The 13,210-nt window shown below is 66.2% G+C and carries 14 protein-coding genes and 1 tRNA gene; 9 read left to right on the top strand and 6 right to left on the bottom strand.

Going from position 1 to position 13,210, the window contains the following annotated elements:
* Positions 1-3 precede the first annotated feature (3 nt).
* From BUB76_RS00675 to BUB76_RS00650, 6 genes are all read left to right on the top strand, one after another.
* Positions 4-414 carry a Fur family transcriptional regulator gene (locus BUB76_RS00675; protein WP_073125563.1) on the top strand — a complete coding sequence of 137 codons (411 nt, stop codon included), beginning with the start codon at positions 4-6 and terminating at the stop codon, positions 412-414.
* A gap of 109 nt (positions 415-523) precedes the next feature.
* Positions 524-1,405 carry a DMT family transporter gene (locus BUB76_RS00670; protein ID WP_073125560.1) on the top strand — a complete coding sequence of 294 codons (882 nt, stop codon included), beginning with the start codon at positions 524-526 and terminating at the stop codon, positions 1,403-1,405.
* A gap of 73 nt (positions 1,406-1,478) precedes the next feature.
* Positions 1,479-2,753 carry a phosphopyruvate hydratase gene (eno, locus tag BUB76_RS00665; protein WP_073125556.1) on the top strand — a complete coding sequence of 425 codons (1,275 nt, stop codon included), beginning with the start codon at positions 1,479-1,481 and terminating at the stop codon, positions 2,751-2,753.
* Positions 2,753-3,337, top strand: a complete 585-nt coding sequence (locus BUB76_RS00660) for a GNAT family N-acetyltransferase (protein ID WP_073125552.1) — start codon at positions 2,753-2,755, stop codon at positions 3,335-3,337. Before eno ends, BUB76_RS00660 begins: the two co-directional genes overlap by 1 nt.
* Positions 3,334-4,017: a haloacid dehalogenase type II gene (locus BUB76_RS00655; protein WP_073125549.1), complete on the top strand. Its 684-nt coding sequence runs from the start codon at positions 3,334-3,336 to the stop codon at positions 4,015-4,017. The genes BUB76_RS00660 and BUB76_RS00655 overlap by 4 nt, the downstream gene beginning before the upstream one ends.
* Complete coding sequence (locus BUB76_RS00650) at positions 4,014-4,436, top strand: cupin domain-containing protein (RefSeq protein ID WP_073125545.1); 423 nt, start codon at positions 4,014-4,016, stop codon at positions 4,434-4,436. Before BUB76_RS00655 ends, BUB76_RS00650 begins: the two co-directional genes overlap by 4 nt.
* A 70-nt stretch (positions 4,437-4,506) precedes the next feature.
* Here BUB76_RS00650 and BUB76_RS00645 read toward each other — a convergent pair whose 3' ends face one another.
* Positions 4,507-4,989, bottom strand: coding sequence for a PRC-barrel domain-containing protein (locus BUB76_RS00645; protein ID WP_073125542.1), 483 nt, complete (start codon positions 4,987-4,989; stop codon positions 4,507-4,509).
* Between the two features lie 249 nt (positions 4,990-5,238).
* Here BUB76_RS00645 and BUB76_RS00640 point away from each other — a divergent pair, with 249 nt between their 5' ends.
* Both BUB76_RS00640 and BUB76_RS00635 read left to right on the top strand, forming a co-directional pair.
* Positions 5,239-6,009: an SDR family oxidoreductase gene (locus BUB76_RS00640; protein ID WP_073125539.1), complete on the top strand. Its 771-nt coding sequence runs from the start codon at positions 5,239-5,241 to the stop codon at positions 6,007-6,009.
* A gap of 26 nt (positions 6,010-6,035) precedes the next feature.
* Positions 6,036-6,245, top strand: a complete 210-nt coding sequence (locus BUB76_RS00635; protein WP_084140483.1) for a hypothetical protein — start codon at positions 6,036-6,038, stop codon at positions 6,243-6,245.
* 183 nt (positions 6,246-6,428) lie between these two features.
* On the opposite strand, the gene BUB76_RS00630 is transcribed toward BUB76_RS00635, so the two are convergent.
* The 5 genes from BUB76_RS00630 to pdxH all read right to left on the bottom strand — a co-directional run bounded on the left by BUB76_RS00630 (position 6,429) and on the right by pdxH (position 12,310).
* Complete coding sequence (locus BUB76_RS00630) at positions 6,429-10,049, bottom strand: vitamin B12-dependent ribonucleotide reductase (RefSeq protein ID WP_084140482.1); 3,621 nt, start codon at positions 10,047-10,049, stop codon at positions 6,429-6,431.
* 439 nt (positions 10,050-10,488) lie between these two features.
* Positions 10,489-10,565 (bottom strand) — tRNA-Pro (locus BUB76_RS00625).
* Between the two features lie 54 nt (positions 10,566-10,619).
* Positions 10,620-11,111 carry a DUF192 domain-containing protein gene (locus tag BUB76_RS00620; RefSeq protein ID WP_073125536.1) on the bottom strand — a complete coding sequence of 164 codons (492 nt, stop codon included), beginning with the start codon at positions 11,109-11,111 and terminating at the stop codon, positions 10,620-10,622.
* On the bottom strand, positions 11,081-11,617 hold the full coding sequence (locus BUB76_RS00615; protein ID WP_073126474.1) for a cold-shock protein: 537 nt from the start codon (positions 11,615-11,617) through the stop codon (positions 11,081-11,083). Before BUB76_RS00615 ends, BUB76_RS00620 begins: the two co-directional genes overlap by 31 nt.
* 87 nt (positions 11,618-11,704) lie before the next feature.
* Positions 11,705-12,310, bottom strand: a complete 606-nt coding sequence (gene pdxH, locus BUB76_RS00610; protein WP_073125532.1) for a pyridoxamine 5'-phosphate oxidase — start codon at positions 12,308-12,310, stop codon at positions 11,705-11,707.
* A gap of 83 nt (positions 12,311-12,393) precedes the next feature.
* Between pdxH and fabI the strand changes: the two genes are divergently transcribed.
* Positions 12,394-13,200, top strand: coding sequence for an enoyl-ACP reductase FabI (gene fabI, locus BUB76_RS00605; protein WP_073125527.1), 807 nt, complete (start codon positions 12,394-12,396; stop codon positions 13,198-13,200).
* Positions 13,201-13,210 lie beyond the last annotated feature (10 nt).

The following is a 13,210-nucleotide window of genomic DNA, read 5'->3' as shown; positions in this document are numbered from 1 at the left end:
CGCATGTCAGACACCATCCTCGACCGTTGCGCCGCGCACGGTCTGCGCATGACCGAACAGCGCCGCACCATCGCGCGGGTGCTCGAGGACAGCCGCGACCACCCGGATGTCGAAACGCTGTACGGCCGCGCCGTCGAGGCGGATCCCAACATCTCGATCGCCACCGTCTACCGCACCGTGAAGCTGTTCGAGGAAAGCGGGATCCTGGAGAAGCACGAATTCGGCGACGGGCGCGCCCGCTACGAGGATGCCGAACGCGATCACCATGATCATTTGATCGACCTGCAATCAGGGGACGTGATCGAATTCGTCGATCCCGAGATCGAGGAACTGCAGGAACGCATTGCAAAGCGGCTCGGATACGAGCTGAAGGGCCACAAGCTGGAGCTCTACGGCGTGCGGCGCCGGAGCTGAGCCGGCCTGCCCCTCCGTTGACCGGGGGGCGGGCGTGAGCCACTGATGGCCATGCGGCGCGCGCGACAGTCGACGGCGCCGCCAGTCTTAACCGATCGACGGGGTCACGATGGACAATTTGCGCGCCATTGCGCTCATGTGCGTGGCCATGGCCTGCTTCGCGATCGAGGACATGGTCATCAAGATCGTCGCGCGGGACCTGCCGACCTGGCAGATCTTCGTGCTGATGGGCGGCGTGGGCCTTGTCATGTTCGCAAGCCTCTGCCGCCGCCATGGCCTGCCGTTGATCTCGCGCGCCTTCCTGCATCCCCTGGTCCTGGTGCGGAATACCGGCGAGATCATCGCCGCGCTGGGATTCGTCACGGCGTTGACGCTGGTCGAGCTGTCGCTGGCCACGGCGATCCTGCAGGGTACCCCGCTTGCGGTCACGGCCGCAGCGGCCCTGGTGCTGGGCGAACAGGTGGGCTGGCGCCGGTGGGTGGCGGTCGGGCTGGGCATGGTGGGCATTCTGATCATCCTCGACCCGTTCGGCGCGGATTTCCGGCCCGAGGCCCTGCTGGCGCTGCTGGGGGTCCTTGGCCTGGTGCTGCGCGATATCGCGACCCGGCGCATCCCGCAGACGATCCCCACCCCGCAGCTGACCTTCTGGGGCGTCTCGTCCTACGTGCTCTGCGGTGTCATCCTGTTCCCCTTCCAGCCCGGCGTGGTGGTGCCCGCGCCCGCGACCTGGGTGGCCCTGGTCGGCGGCGCGGTTATGGGCGCCAGTGGCTACTGGGCCCTGACCACGGCCACGCGCCTGGGCGAGGTCTCGGCCGTCGTGCCCTTCCGCTATACCCGCCTGATCTTCGCCATGGCGCTGGGGGTTCTGGTTCTGGGCGAACGACCCGCGGCCACGACCCTTCTGGGCGCGGCGCTGGTCGTGGGCACCGGCCTTTACACCGTGCTGCGCGAAAGACGGCTGGCCCGCGCGGCCGCCGCCCCCGCCTGTTAGCGCAATAGCTTTCATCGCCACCGGCCCTGCGCTAGGTATCGGGCAACGCAAGCCATACCGACAGGAGAGACCCATGAGCACGATCATCGACATCATCGGCCGCGAGATCATCGACAGCCGGGGCAACCCGACGGTCGAGGTGGACGTGGTGCTCGAGGACGGGACCATGGGCCGGGCCGCCGTGCCCTCGGGCGCGTCCACCGGCCAGCACGAGGCGGTCGAACGCCGCGACGGCGACAAGTCGCGTTACATGGGCAAGGGCGTGCTCGAAGCCGTGGCCGCCGTGAACGGAGAGCTGGCCGAGGGCCTGGTGGGCATGGATGCGACCGAGCAGCAGGCCATCGACGCCACGATGATCGAGATGGACGGCACCGACAACAAGGGCCGCCTGGGCGCCAACGCGATCCTCGGCGTCTCGCTGGCCACCGCGAAGGCCGCCGCCGAATATACCGGCCAGCCGCTGTTCCGCTACGTGGGCGGCACGGCCGCGCGGGTGCTGCCGGTGCCCATGATGAACATCATCAATGGCGGCGAGCATGCCGACAACCCGATCGACATCCAGGAATTCATGATCATGCCGGTGAGCGCGGGCAACATCCGAGACGCCGTGCGCATGGGCTCCGAGGTCTTTCACACACTGAAGAAGGAACTGTCGGCCGCCGGCATGTCCACGGGCCTGGGCGACGAAGGCGGCTTCGCGCCCGAGCTGGGCTCGACCCGCGACGCGCTGGATTTCATCCTGAAATCCATCGAGAAGGCCGGCTACGCCCCCGGTGACGACATCATGCTGGCGATGGATTGCGCCGCGACCGAGTACTACGAGAACAGCAAGTACGAGATGAAGGGCGAAGGCGCGACGCTGAGCTCGGAAGAAAACGTCGCCTACCTTGAAAAGCTGTGCAGCGACTACCCGATCCTGTCGATCGAGGACGGCATGTCCGAGGATGACTGGGACGGCTGGAAGATGCTGACCGACGCCCTGGGCGGCAAGGTGCAGCTGGTTGGCGACGACCTGTTCGTCACCAACCCCAAGCGGCTGGCGGACGGCATCAAGAAGGGCTGCGCCAACTCGATGCTCGTGAAGGTGAACCAGATCGGCACCCTTTCCGAGACGCTCAAGGCCGTCGACATGGCCCACCGGGCGCGCTTCACCAACGTCATGTCCCACCGCTCGGGCGAGACCGAGGATGCGACCATCGCCGACCTGGCCGTGGCCACAAATTGCGGTCAGATCAAGACCGGGTCGCTGGCACGCTCAGACCGGCTGGCGAAATACAACCAGCTCATCCGCATCGAGGAAATCCTGGGCGAAACGGCCGAGTTCGCCGGCAAGTCGATCCTGCGCTGATGCTGGGCGAAGGTCACCACGGCGTCCCGAAAGGCATGCTGGCGGCGGTGGTCACGCATCTCGTGTGCCACCGGCCCGCGCCGGCGCAGCCCGCCCCGGCGGGCGTGCGGTTGAGGCGCGAGACGCGGATGCCGGCGGCCACCTACCGCGACCTGTTCCGTCTGATCGGGCGCGACTGGCTGTGGACCAGCCGCCTGATGCTGGGCGACGACGACCTGCTGGACGTGATCCTCGACCCGAAGGTCGAGCTTTACCTCGTCGAAAGCGATAACGGCCCCCTGGGCATGGTCGAGCTGGACTTCCGCGAAGAGAACAACCCGCAGATCGCCTTTTTCGGGCTGACCCCCGCGGCCGTCGGGCGCGGCATCGGATCGTGGCTCATGCCCGAGGTGCAGCGCCGCATCTTCGACCGCGGCGCCAAGACCGTGCGGCTGAACACCTGCTCGCTCGACAGCCCGAAGGCGATCCCGTTCTACATGAAGCACAGGTTCGAGGCCGAGCGGCGCGAGGTCAACATCTTCCCCGATCCGCGCGCCATCGGCGTGCTGGATTCCGAGGCCGCGCCCATGGTTCCCGCGTTGTGAGCGCGCCCGCCGCGCTGATCTTCGACGTGTTCGGCACCTGCGTCGACTGGCGGGCCTCGGTGGCCCGCGACGTGGCGAACGCGATCCCGTCGGTCGATGCCTTCGCCTTCGCGGACGCGTGGCGCGGCGAGTATGACCCGGCGATGGAGCGGATCCGCTCGGGCGGGCGGGGCTACGTGCCGCTGGACGACCTGCACCGCGAGAACCTGGACATCGTGCTGGACCGGTTCGGGGCCACCTGCCCCGACCCGGACGCACTGAACCACGCGTGGGAACGGCTGGATCCCTGGCCCGACACGGTGGCCGGGCTGACGGCCCTGAAGGCGGGCCACATCATCGCACCCTGCTCGAACGGGTCGATTGCGCTGATGACGCGGCTGGCCAAGTGGGGCGGCCTGCCGTGGGATTGCATCCTCGGGGCAGAGATCGCGCGCGACTATAAGCCCAAGGCCGAAGTCTACCTTGCCTCCTGCGCCGCGCTGCGGCTGACGCCGGGCGAGGTGATGATGGTCGCCGCCCATAACGGCGACCTGCACGCGGCACGGGCGGCGGGGCTTCTGACCGCCTTCGTCCCGCGACCGACCGAGCATGGCACGTCTCAGACGACCGACCTCGCGGCCGAGGGCGACTGGAACCTCGTGGCGCGCGATTTCAACCACCTGGCCGAGCTGCTGTCATGACCGCAGACGAGATCATCGAACGGCTGGACCTGCGCCCTCATCCCGAGGGCGGGCATTACCGCCAGACATGGGAAGGCCCCGAGACGCCGCGCGCCAGCGGGACCTGCATCTACTTCCTGCTTAGGGACGGTGAGGCCAGCCACTGGCACCGGGTCGACGCCACCGAGATCTGGCATTTCTACGCCGGCGCGCCGCTGACCCTGTCCATCGCCGCCGACGAGGACGGCCCCGCCACCGACCATACCCTGGGCCCGGACCTGGCCGCCGGCGCCGCGCCGCAGGTGATCGTGCCACAGGACCACTGGCAGATGGCGCGGGCGCATGGCGGCTGGACATTGGTGGGCTGCACGGTCAGCCCGGGCTTCCGGTTCGAGGGTTTCACGCTGGCGGCGCCGGATTTCGATATTCCGCGCGGCTAACCTTCAGCACCCGAACGGAAAAAGGGCCCCGCGCGGGGGCCCTTCCTCAAGTCGTCTTTCGCAGGCCGGATCAGTTCCAGAAGCCTTCGTCGACGCCTTCAAGCTCTTCCAGCTCTTCTTCGCTGCGGTTGGTGACGTAGCCATAGGTGGCATCGTCCACCGCGACGAGGTTCACCTCTTCGACGGGGATCATCACCGTCTTGTCACCCACGTCGAGGAAGCCGCCGATCTCGGCCACGATGCCGATCATCTGGCCCGATTTGTTGAGGACCAGGTCCTCGATCTCGCCGATATTGGTCCAGTCGCCGCTGACGGCGTCATACATCGACCCTTCGACCCAGTCGTCCAGGCCGGCGGTGGTGTAGACATTGCCGCCGGTGATGTCGCGGCTGCGGATCAGGTCGGCGCTGTCGGCGTTGGCCATCTGGTTGTCGGTGGCGGTCATCGCGCCCTCCGACTGCATGCTGTCGCCGTTTTCCGAGCTGTGGTTCTCGGCGTGAACGCCGGTCGCTGCGAGGCCAAGGGCGAGTGCGGTGGTGGTCAGAATTTTCATTGCTAAACCCTTTCCTGTTTCGGTTTGCTGATCGACCAACGGGCACCCCGCCCGGGGCAGTTCCTGAGGAATCTGCCAAGACCCTGAGAAAAGGGGTTATTTTTCATAGAACCAGGCCCCGCGGCGCCGTCTCGACCCGGACAGGATGTCACAGGACATAATTCGCCGCCGCGCGGCATTGGCACGCGACACCGGCGCGCCCTGCCCTATCTGTCGCTGCAACGCAGAACTCCAAGGCAGCAAGAAAACATGAACGCACGACACACCGAATCCCGCGCCCTGATCCTCGGCGGCACCCAGGGCGTGGGCCTCGCCATCGCGAAGCGGCTGATGGCCGAGGGCTGCGAGCACGTGGTCATCACCGGCCGCGACGCGGACAAGGGCAAGCGCGCGGCGGACGAGATCGGGGCGACCTTCGTTCAGGCCGATCTCGAGGACGTGGCGGGGACCATCGACACCGTGGACCGCGCGGCCGAAATCATGGGCCGGGTGGATACGCTGGTGGTGGCCGGCGCGCTGACCGACCGGGGCACGATCCTCGACACCACGCCCGAGCTGTTCGACCGCATCCTGAAGATCAACACCCAGTCGCCCTTCTTCGCGCTGCAGCGCGTTGCCCAACGGGCGCGCGAGGCCGGCCACAAGGCGGCCTGCGTGAACATCCTGACCATCAACATCCACGGCGGGCAGTCCTTCCTCGCCCCCTACGCCGCGTCGAAATCGGCCCTGGCGCTCATCACCAAGAACGCGGCGTCGGTGCTGGCCAAGGACCACATCCGGGTGAACGGCATCAACGTGGGATGGATGGAAACCCCGGGCGAGGCCGAGGTGCAGAAGAAGTTCCACGGCGGCGACGACGACTGGGCGCAGAAGGCGGCCGAGGGGCGGCCCATGGGCAAGCTGGTGCAGCCCGACAGCGTGGCGGGGCTGACGGCCTACCTGCTCAGCGACGACGCCGGCGTGATGACCGGCGCGCTGATCGATTTTGACCAGGTCGTGCCCGGCATGTATCCCGAGTAGGCTTCCCAGCCGAAGGACCGCAGCCGATGAAGATCCTGGACGGACAGCACCCGTTCTTCCGTCCGCTCTGGCGGCGGGTGGTGGTCACCGCCATCTGCGGGGCGTGGACGGTCGTCGAGCTCGTTTCCGGGAACACGTTCTGGGCCGGGGTCTTCGGCGTCATGACGGCGCTGTGCGTCTGGGAATTCTTCGTGGCCTTCAAAGCCGACGACGCGGACGGCGGTCCGGACAAATAAAAAGGGCCCCCGCGGGGGCCCTGAGTTTCGTTGACCAGGCTCTGTCATTGCTGCTCGATATAAAATTTTTGCCTGTGGCCTGGCCGACGTCCAGGGCGAGCGCACCCGCCCCGTGACCTTACACGCCCGCGAGGGGCGTTGACCGGTGGCGGACACCCTGCCCGCCGCCGGAATTCCTCAGTCTCAGCTACACCCCGACGTTCCGCCGCAGGTGTTACACTTCATGCAGGTGCCGTTGCGCACCAGCGTGTAGTTGCCGCACTCGCCGCAGGGGTCGCCCTCGTAGCCCTGCATCTTGGCCTTGGCGCGGGCATCCATGGACACCGCCGGCTTGGTCTCGGTCGCCACGGCCACCGCCGCGTCCCCGGTGTCGAGCGCGCGCTCCTCGAAGGCCCCGCCCTGCAGGACCACGAAGTCCTTGGGCGCCCGGCCCCGCAGGTACCCGGTCGAGGCGACCTGCCGCAGCACGTCCAGCGGCGAGGCGCCGGCACTGTCGGGCACGTCCGAAAAGTTGCGCTTGCCCTCTTCCTCGCCCCGGCCCAGGTCGTCGAAGCTTTGACCTTCGGGCTTCACATGGGCCAGGTCGCTGCGGTCGAGATAGCTGACGGCCAGCTCGCGGAAGATGTAGTCGAGGATCGACGTGGCGTTCTTGATGCTGTCGTTGCCCTGCACCATGCCCGCCGGCTCGAACCGGGTGAAGGTGAAGGCGTCCACGAATTCCTCGAGCGGCACGCCGTATTGCAGGCCCACCGACACCGCGATGGCGAAGTTGTTCATCATCGCCCGGAAGCCGGCGCCTTCCTTGTGCATGTCGATGAAGATCTCGCCCAGGCGGCCGTCGCGGTATTCGCCGGTGCGCAGGTAGACCTTGTGCCCGCCGACGATGGCCTTCTGGGTATAGCCGCGGCGGCGTTCGGGCATCTTGTCGCGCCCGCGCGCCTTCTCGACCTCTTTCATCACCACGCGCTCGACGATCTTCTCGGCCAGCACCGTTGCCTTTTCCTGGGCGCTGCCGGTGGCGAGGGTTTCCTCGGCCTCGTCGTCATCGGCCACGAGGGCCGAGGCGAGCGGCTGGCTGAGCTTCGAGCCGTCGCGGTAGAGCGCGTTGGCCTTCACCCCCAGCGACCACGACAGCTCGTAGGCGCGCTGGCAATCCTCGATCGTGGCCGAGTTCGGCATGTTGATCGTCTTCGAGATCGCACCCGAGATGAAGCTTTGGGCGGCGGCCATCATGTGGATGTGGCTGTCGACGCTCAGGTACCGCTTGCCGGTCTTGCCGCAGGGGTTGGCGCAATCGAAGATGTGCAGGTGCTCATCCTTCAGGTGCGGCGCGCCCTCCAGCGTCATGGTCCCGCAGACATGGTCGTTCGCGGCGTCGATATCGGCCCGGCTGAAGCCCAGGTGGCGCAGCAGGTCGAAGGACGGATCGGTCAGCTTCTCGGCCGGGATGCCCAGCGTCTCGGTGCAGAAATCGGCCCCGAGGGTCCACTGGTTCATCACGAAGCGGATGTCGAAGGCGGACGGAAGCGCCGCCTCGATCTTGTCGATCTCGGCCTGGCCGAAGCCGTGGCCCATCAGCGACTGGTGGTTGATGCCCGGCGCGTTGCCCAGCGTTCCGTGGCCCACGGCGTGGCTGATGATCTGGCTGATCTGCGCGCTGCCGTAGCCGAGGTTTTCCAGAGCGTTCGGCACCGAGCGGTTGATGATCTTGAAGTAGCCGCCGCCGGCCAGCTTCTTGAACTTCACCAGGGCGAAGTCGGGCTCGATCCCGGTGGTGTCGCAATCCATGACCAGGCCGATGGTGCCCGTGGGGGCGATCACGCTGACCTGCGCGTTGCGGTAGCCATGGGTCTCGCCCAGCGACAGCGCCTCGTCCCAGGCCTGGGTCGCCAGCTCGACCAGCGTGGCATCGGGGCAGTTGTCGTGGTCCAGCGGGACCGGCTTGACCGCCAGCCCGTCATAGCCGCTGGCCTTGCCCTGCGCCGCGGTGCGGTGGTTGCGGATGACGCGCAGCATGTGCTGGCGGTTCTTGGCGTAGCCCGGGAAGGGCCCCAGCTCGCCCGCCATCTCGGCCGAGGTGGCGTAGCTCACGCCGGTCATCAGCGCGGTCAGCGCACCGCAGAGCGCCCGGCCCTGGTCGCTGTCGTAGCCCAGGCCCATGTTCATCAGCAGGCCGCCGATATTGGCATAGCCAAGGCCCAGCGTGCGGAAGTCATAGCTGCGCTGCGCGATTTCCTTGGACGGGAACTGCGCCATCAGCACGCTGATCTCGAGCGTCACGGTCCACAGGCGCGTGGCGTGCATGTAGTCCTCGGCCTGGAACACGCCGTCCTTCAGGAAGGTCAGCAGGTTCATCGACGCGAGGTTGCAGGCGGTGTCGTCCAGGAACATGTACTCGCTGCACGGGTTCGAGCCGCGGATCGGCCCGTCCTCGGGGCAGGTGTGCCAGGCGTTGACGGTGTCGTGGTACTGGATGCCCGGATCGGCGCAGGCCCAGGCGGCGTGGCCGACCTTTTCCCAAAGGTCGCGGGCCCGGACGGTCTTCGCCACTTCGCCCGTCGTGCGGTTCATCAGCTGCCAGTCGGCATCCTCCTCGACCGCCTTCAGGAAGGCATCCGTCACGCGGATCGAGTTGTTGGAATTCTGCCCCGAGACCGAGTTGTAGGCTTCGCTGTCCCAATCCGTATCGTAGGTGGGGAACTCGATACGGTCGTAGCCCTGGCGGCCGTAATCCAGCACGCGCTTGATATAGGTCTCGGGGATCGACACCCGCTTGGCCGCGCGAATAGCGGTCTTGAGGGCATCGTTCTGGGCCGGGTCATAGGCGTCTTCGGCCTTCCCGTCCCAGGATTTGAAGGCTGCGAAGATGTCGTTGAGATATTTCTCGTGCATCTTCGATCCGGCAACGATGCTGGCGACTTTCTGTTCTTCCAGCACCTTCCAGTCGATGAAGGCCTCGATGTCGGGGTGATCCGCGTCCACGATCACCATCTTCGCTGCTCGACGGGTGGTTCCGCCGGATTTGATCGCGCCGGCTGCCCGGTCACCGATCTTCAGAAAACCCATGAGACCCGACGACCGGCCACCGCCCGACAGCGGCTCGCCCTCGGCGCGCAGGCTCGAGAAATTGGTGCCGGTGCCCGAGCCGTACTTGAACAGCCGCGCCTCGCGGACCCACAGGTCCATGATGCCACCGTCGTTCACCAGGTCGTCGCTGACGGACTGGATGAAGCAGGCATGGGGCTGCGGGTGCTCGTAGCTCGACTTGGACTTGGTCAGCTTGCCGGACTTGTAGTCGACATAGTGGTGACCCTGCGCCGGGCCGTCGATGCCGTAGGCCCAGTGCAGGCCGGTGTTGAACCACTGGGGCGAGTTCGGCGCGGCCTTCTGGGTGGCCAGCATGAACCGCATCTCGTCGTAGTAGGCGCGCGCGTCCTCTTCGCTCGAGAAATAGCCGCCCTTCCAGCCCCAGTAGGCCCAGGCGCCGGCCAGACGGTCGAACACCTGCTTGGACGAGGTCTCGCCGCCCATGACGGCGCCGTCGTCGGCCTCGGAGCGCCACAGGAACTCGGGCACGCCACGCTCTTTCACGCGGCGCAGCTTGGACGGAACGCCGGCCTTGCGGAAATACTTCTGGGCGATGACGTCGCTGGCCACCTGGCTCCAGCTCGTGGGCACTTCGACCGCGTCGTTGTGGAACACCACCGTGCCGTCGGGATTGCGGATCTCGGACACCGTCTTGGTGAACTCCAGATCCGCGTAGGCGTCCTGCCCGGCCTTGGTGAATTTGCGGTCGATCTTCATGGTTGTTGCCCCGTCACTCTGGTTTGTCAGCCCGCGGTGATCCGCGTGATTTTTCGTGCAAGCCAGAGGACCGCCCCGGACATGAAGGGGGGTGTGGGCCGGGGATGTGTGCGCATCCGCTGCCCTATGCGTATCCACTATATCTGGTGGTCATCAGGCTTGCCCACACTTGGTGCAGTATCGGGCGTCCTCCGGTCAACGCAAAATTCGCCGTTATTCACAGCAAAAAATGCCAAGAACCTTGATGAATTCGACGACCGGACGGGACTGCCGGAGAAAACGCCGTGTTTATAATTAATTAGACCGAGTCCGTGCAACCCGGGCGGCGGGCCAATCGAATCGACAGGCGCTGCGGAGGGAACGCGGTCAAGGCCGAACTGTGGGGATAACTGCCAGATTTCGTGGCAGCCAAAAAACGCTCCACCAGATGTGGAAGGCGTGGTCGGGGCGATAGGATTCGAACCTACGACCTACGGTACCCAAAACCGCCGCGCTACCAGGCTGCGCCACGCCCCGACGCGGCCTGCATAGACCCACGCCCCAGTGATGGAAAGCGATTATCGCCGCGGCTCAGTCGGCGGAACAGGGCCACGCGGCCGCATCCTGCGGCAAGGCCGCATGGCGCATCTGCGTGCCGGGTTCGATACCGATCTGCCCGGCCATGCCGCCATTGATCTCCAGGACGCTCAGCACCCCGTCGCCCCCCGAGATCGAGGTCTCGTCCAGCGGCACGGCGTTCTCATGGACCCGGGTCACCGTGCCGGTTTCGTCGGCGAAGATGATGTCCAGGGGAATCAGCGTATTGCGCATCCAGAACGACGCGCGGCGCGGGCTTTCGTAGACGAACAGCATCCCTTTCCCGCGCGGCATGTCCTCGACGAACATGAGGCCGCGGGCGCGTTCTTCGGGGTCATCGGCCAGGTCCACCCGGAACGAGGCCTGCCCGAAATCGCCGCGCAGCTCGACCACGCCATCGCGGCAATCGGCAAGCGCGGCAGTGCCCGCCAGAAGCGAGGCGCCAAGCCCGAGGATCAGTCGTCCGAGTCGATTGCGCTTTCCCATAGGCTCACATGCGTCGCGAGACGCCCCCTTTCACCGGTGGCCACGCGAATGGCGACCGCTTCTCCGGGTTGCAGATCCGCCAGCGTCGACCGGTGCAGCACGTCCACGTGGATGAAAACGTCGTCGCTGCTGCCGAACTCGTTGGCGAAGCCGAACCCCTTGGACCGGTCGAACCACTTTACGCGGGCGGGCACAAGGGGGCCGCCTGTCTCGGGCACCGTGGGCTCGGAGCTGGGCGCACCCAGGGGATGGTCGGCCGGGTCCGGCGGTTCGATCTCCAGCACAGAATGGGCCTGCTTGCCGCGACTGGTCTCGATCATCCGGATCCGCACCCGCGCCCCCTCGGCGACCGAGCTCTGCCCGAAATTGCGCAGGACATTGGCGTGGAGGAGGATATCGCCGGCCACGTCGGAGGCGGTGACGAACCCGAATCCCTTCGACGTGTCGAACCACTTGACGTGGCCGATGACGACTTCGCCGTCCTCACCTGCGGTTTGAGTCATCATGTCAAAAGGCGGTTTCTCCGCCATCCCTAGAATTTCAGGTAATTCCCCACTGGTCACGGCAACAAACAAGTAAAGCGTTGGCAGATACTAAGGGAAAAGTCGCTGAGTCCGCCAGTCCCCCGCGCGCGACTCGCGGCTCCAGACTTCACGATCGTGAAGCCGGTGCGCGCCATCTGCCCAAAATTCAATCGTTTCTGGCCTCAGGCGGAAGCCGCCCCAGTGCGGCGGGCGATCCGGATTATCGCCAAGCGTGTTTCGCGCCTCCTCCACTCGCGCCTCAAGCGTTTCGCGGCTGTCGAGCGGGCGCGATTGCAGCGATGCCCACGCCCCCAGGCGCGAGCCGAGATCGCGCGAGGCGTAGTAGGCATCCGACTGCGCGGCCTCGACCCGCGAGACCGTTCCCCGCACGCGAATCTGCCGCCGGAGCGTTTTCCAGTGGATCGCGAAAGCGGCCTTGCCGGACTGCGCAAGCTCCTGCCCCTTGGTGCTGTCGTAGTTGGTGTAGAAGACGAAGCCGTCCTCCTCGATCTCCTTCAAGAGCACGATCCGCACGTTGGGCATGCCGTCCGGGTCGACGCTGGCCAGCGCGATGGCGTTGGGATCGTTCGGTTCGGACGCTTCGGCCGCGCTCAGCCAGTCGCGGAACAGCGCCATGGGATCGCTGGCGTCGAAGATGCTGCGGGTCTGGGTCATCGGAGCGGTCACCGGCGTCTTGAAGGGGTCTGGCAGATACCCTAAGCCTTTTTCGAAGCATAGGAAATGGCAGGGATGGCACCATGGCGAACGATCTGATGGCGGGCAAGCGAGGCCTGATCATGGGCCTGGCCAACGATAAATCCATCGCCTGGGGAATCGCCAAGGCGCTGGCCGACGCGGGCGCCGAACTGGCCTTCTCGTACCAGGGCGAGTCGCTGAAGAAGCGGGTGGGCCCGCTGGCCGAAAGCCTGGGCTCGGACATCGTCCTGCCCTGCGATGTGAGCGACGGCGCCAGCATCGACGCGCTGTTCGACGACCTGAAGGAACGCTGGGGCAAACTGGATTTCGTGGTCCACGCCATCGGGTTCTCGGACAAGTCCGAGCTGCGCGGCCGTTACGTCGATACCAGCCCCGAGAATTTCCGCATGTCCATGGACATCTCGGTCTATTCCTTCACGGCCGTCATGCAGCGGGCCGAGAAGATGATGACCGACGGCGGGTCGGCCCTGACGCTCACCTATTACGGCGCTGAGCGGGTCATGCCCCATTACAACGTCATGGGCGTGGCCAAGGCGGCCCTGGAAGCCTCCGTGCGCTACCTGGCCGAGGACCTGGGCAAGGACGGCATCCGCGTGAACGCGATCAGCGCGGGGCCGATCAAGACGCTCGCGGCCAGCGGCATCGGCGATTTCCGCTACATCATGAAGTGGAACGAATACAACTCGCCCCTGCGGCGCAACGTGACCATCGGCGATGTCGGCGGATCGGCTCTGTATCTGCTGAGCGAGCTGGGCGCGGGCACCACGGGTGAGGTTCTGCATGTCGACGCGGGCTATCACGTGGTGGGCATGAAGGCCGTCGACGCGCCCGACATGAGCAAGATGTAAGCCGCGCGCG

The sequence above is a fragment of the Palleronia salina genome, assembly GCF_900141995.1.
GTDB lineage: Bacteria > Pseudomonadota > Alphaproteobacteria > Rhodobacterales > Rhodobacteraceae > Palleronia > Palleronia salina.
This window is presented reverse-complemented; position numbering and strand designations above follow the sequence as displayed.

What these genes read in the sequence shown, in the direction of transcription:
- BUB76_RS00675 (WP_073125563.1), top strand. Translation starts at nt 4, where the DNA reads ATGTCAGACACCATCCTCGACCGTTGCGCCGCGCACGGTCTGCGCATG.
- BUB76_RS00670 (WP_073125560.1), top strand. Translation starts at nt 524, where the DNA reads ATGGACAATTTGCGCGCCATTGCGCTCATGTGCGTGGCCATGGCCTGC.
- eno (WP_073125556.1), top strand. Translation starts at nt 1,479, where the DNA reads ATGAGCACGATCATCGACATCATCGGCCGCGAGATCATCGACAGCCGG.
- BUB76_RS00660 (WP_073125552.1), top strand. Translation starts at nt 2,753, where the DNA reads ATGCTGGGCGAAGGTCACCACGGCGTCCCGAAAGGCATGCTGGCGGCG.
- BUB76_RS00650 (WP_073125545.1), top strand. Translation starts at nt 4,014, where the DNA reads ATGACCGCAGACGAGATCATCGAACGGCTGGACCTGCGCCCTCATCCC.
- BUB76_RS00645 (WP_073125542.1), bottom strand. Translation starts at nt 4,989, where the DNA reads ATGAAAATTCTGACCACCACCGCACTCGCCCTTGGCCTCGCAGCGACC.
- BUB76_RS00640 (WP_073125539.1), top strand. Translation starts at nt 5,239, where the DNA reads ATGAACGCACGACACACCGAATCCCGCGCCCTGATCCTCGGCGGCACC.
- BUB76_RS00635 (WP_084140483.1), top strand. Translation starts at nt 6,036, where the DNA reads ATGAAGATCCTGGACGGACAGCACCCGTTCTTCCGTCCGCTCTGGCGG.
- BUB76_RS00630 (WP_084140482.1), bottom strand. Translation starts at nt 10,049, where the DNA reads ATGAAGATCGACCGCAAATTCACCAAGGCCGGGCAGGACGCCTACGCG.
- BUB76_RS00620 (WP_073125536.1), bottom strand. Translation starts at nt 11,111, where the DNA reads ATGGGAAAGCGCAATCGACTCGGACGACTGATCCTCGGGCTTGGCGCC.
- BUB76_RS00615 (WP_073126474.1), bottom strand. Translation starts at nt 11,617, where the DNA reads ATGATGACTCAAACCGCAGGTGAGGACGGCGAAGTCGTCATCGGCCAC.
- pdxH (WP_073125532.1), bottom strand. Translation starts at nt 12,310, where the DNA reads ATGACCCAGACCCGCAGCATCTTCGACGCCAGCGATCCCATGGCGCTG.
- fabI (WP_073125527.1), top strand. Translation starts at nt 12,394, where the DNA reads ATGGCGAACGATCTGATGGCGGGCAAGCGAGGCCTGATCATGGGCCTG.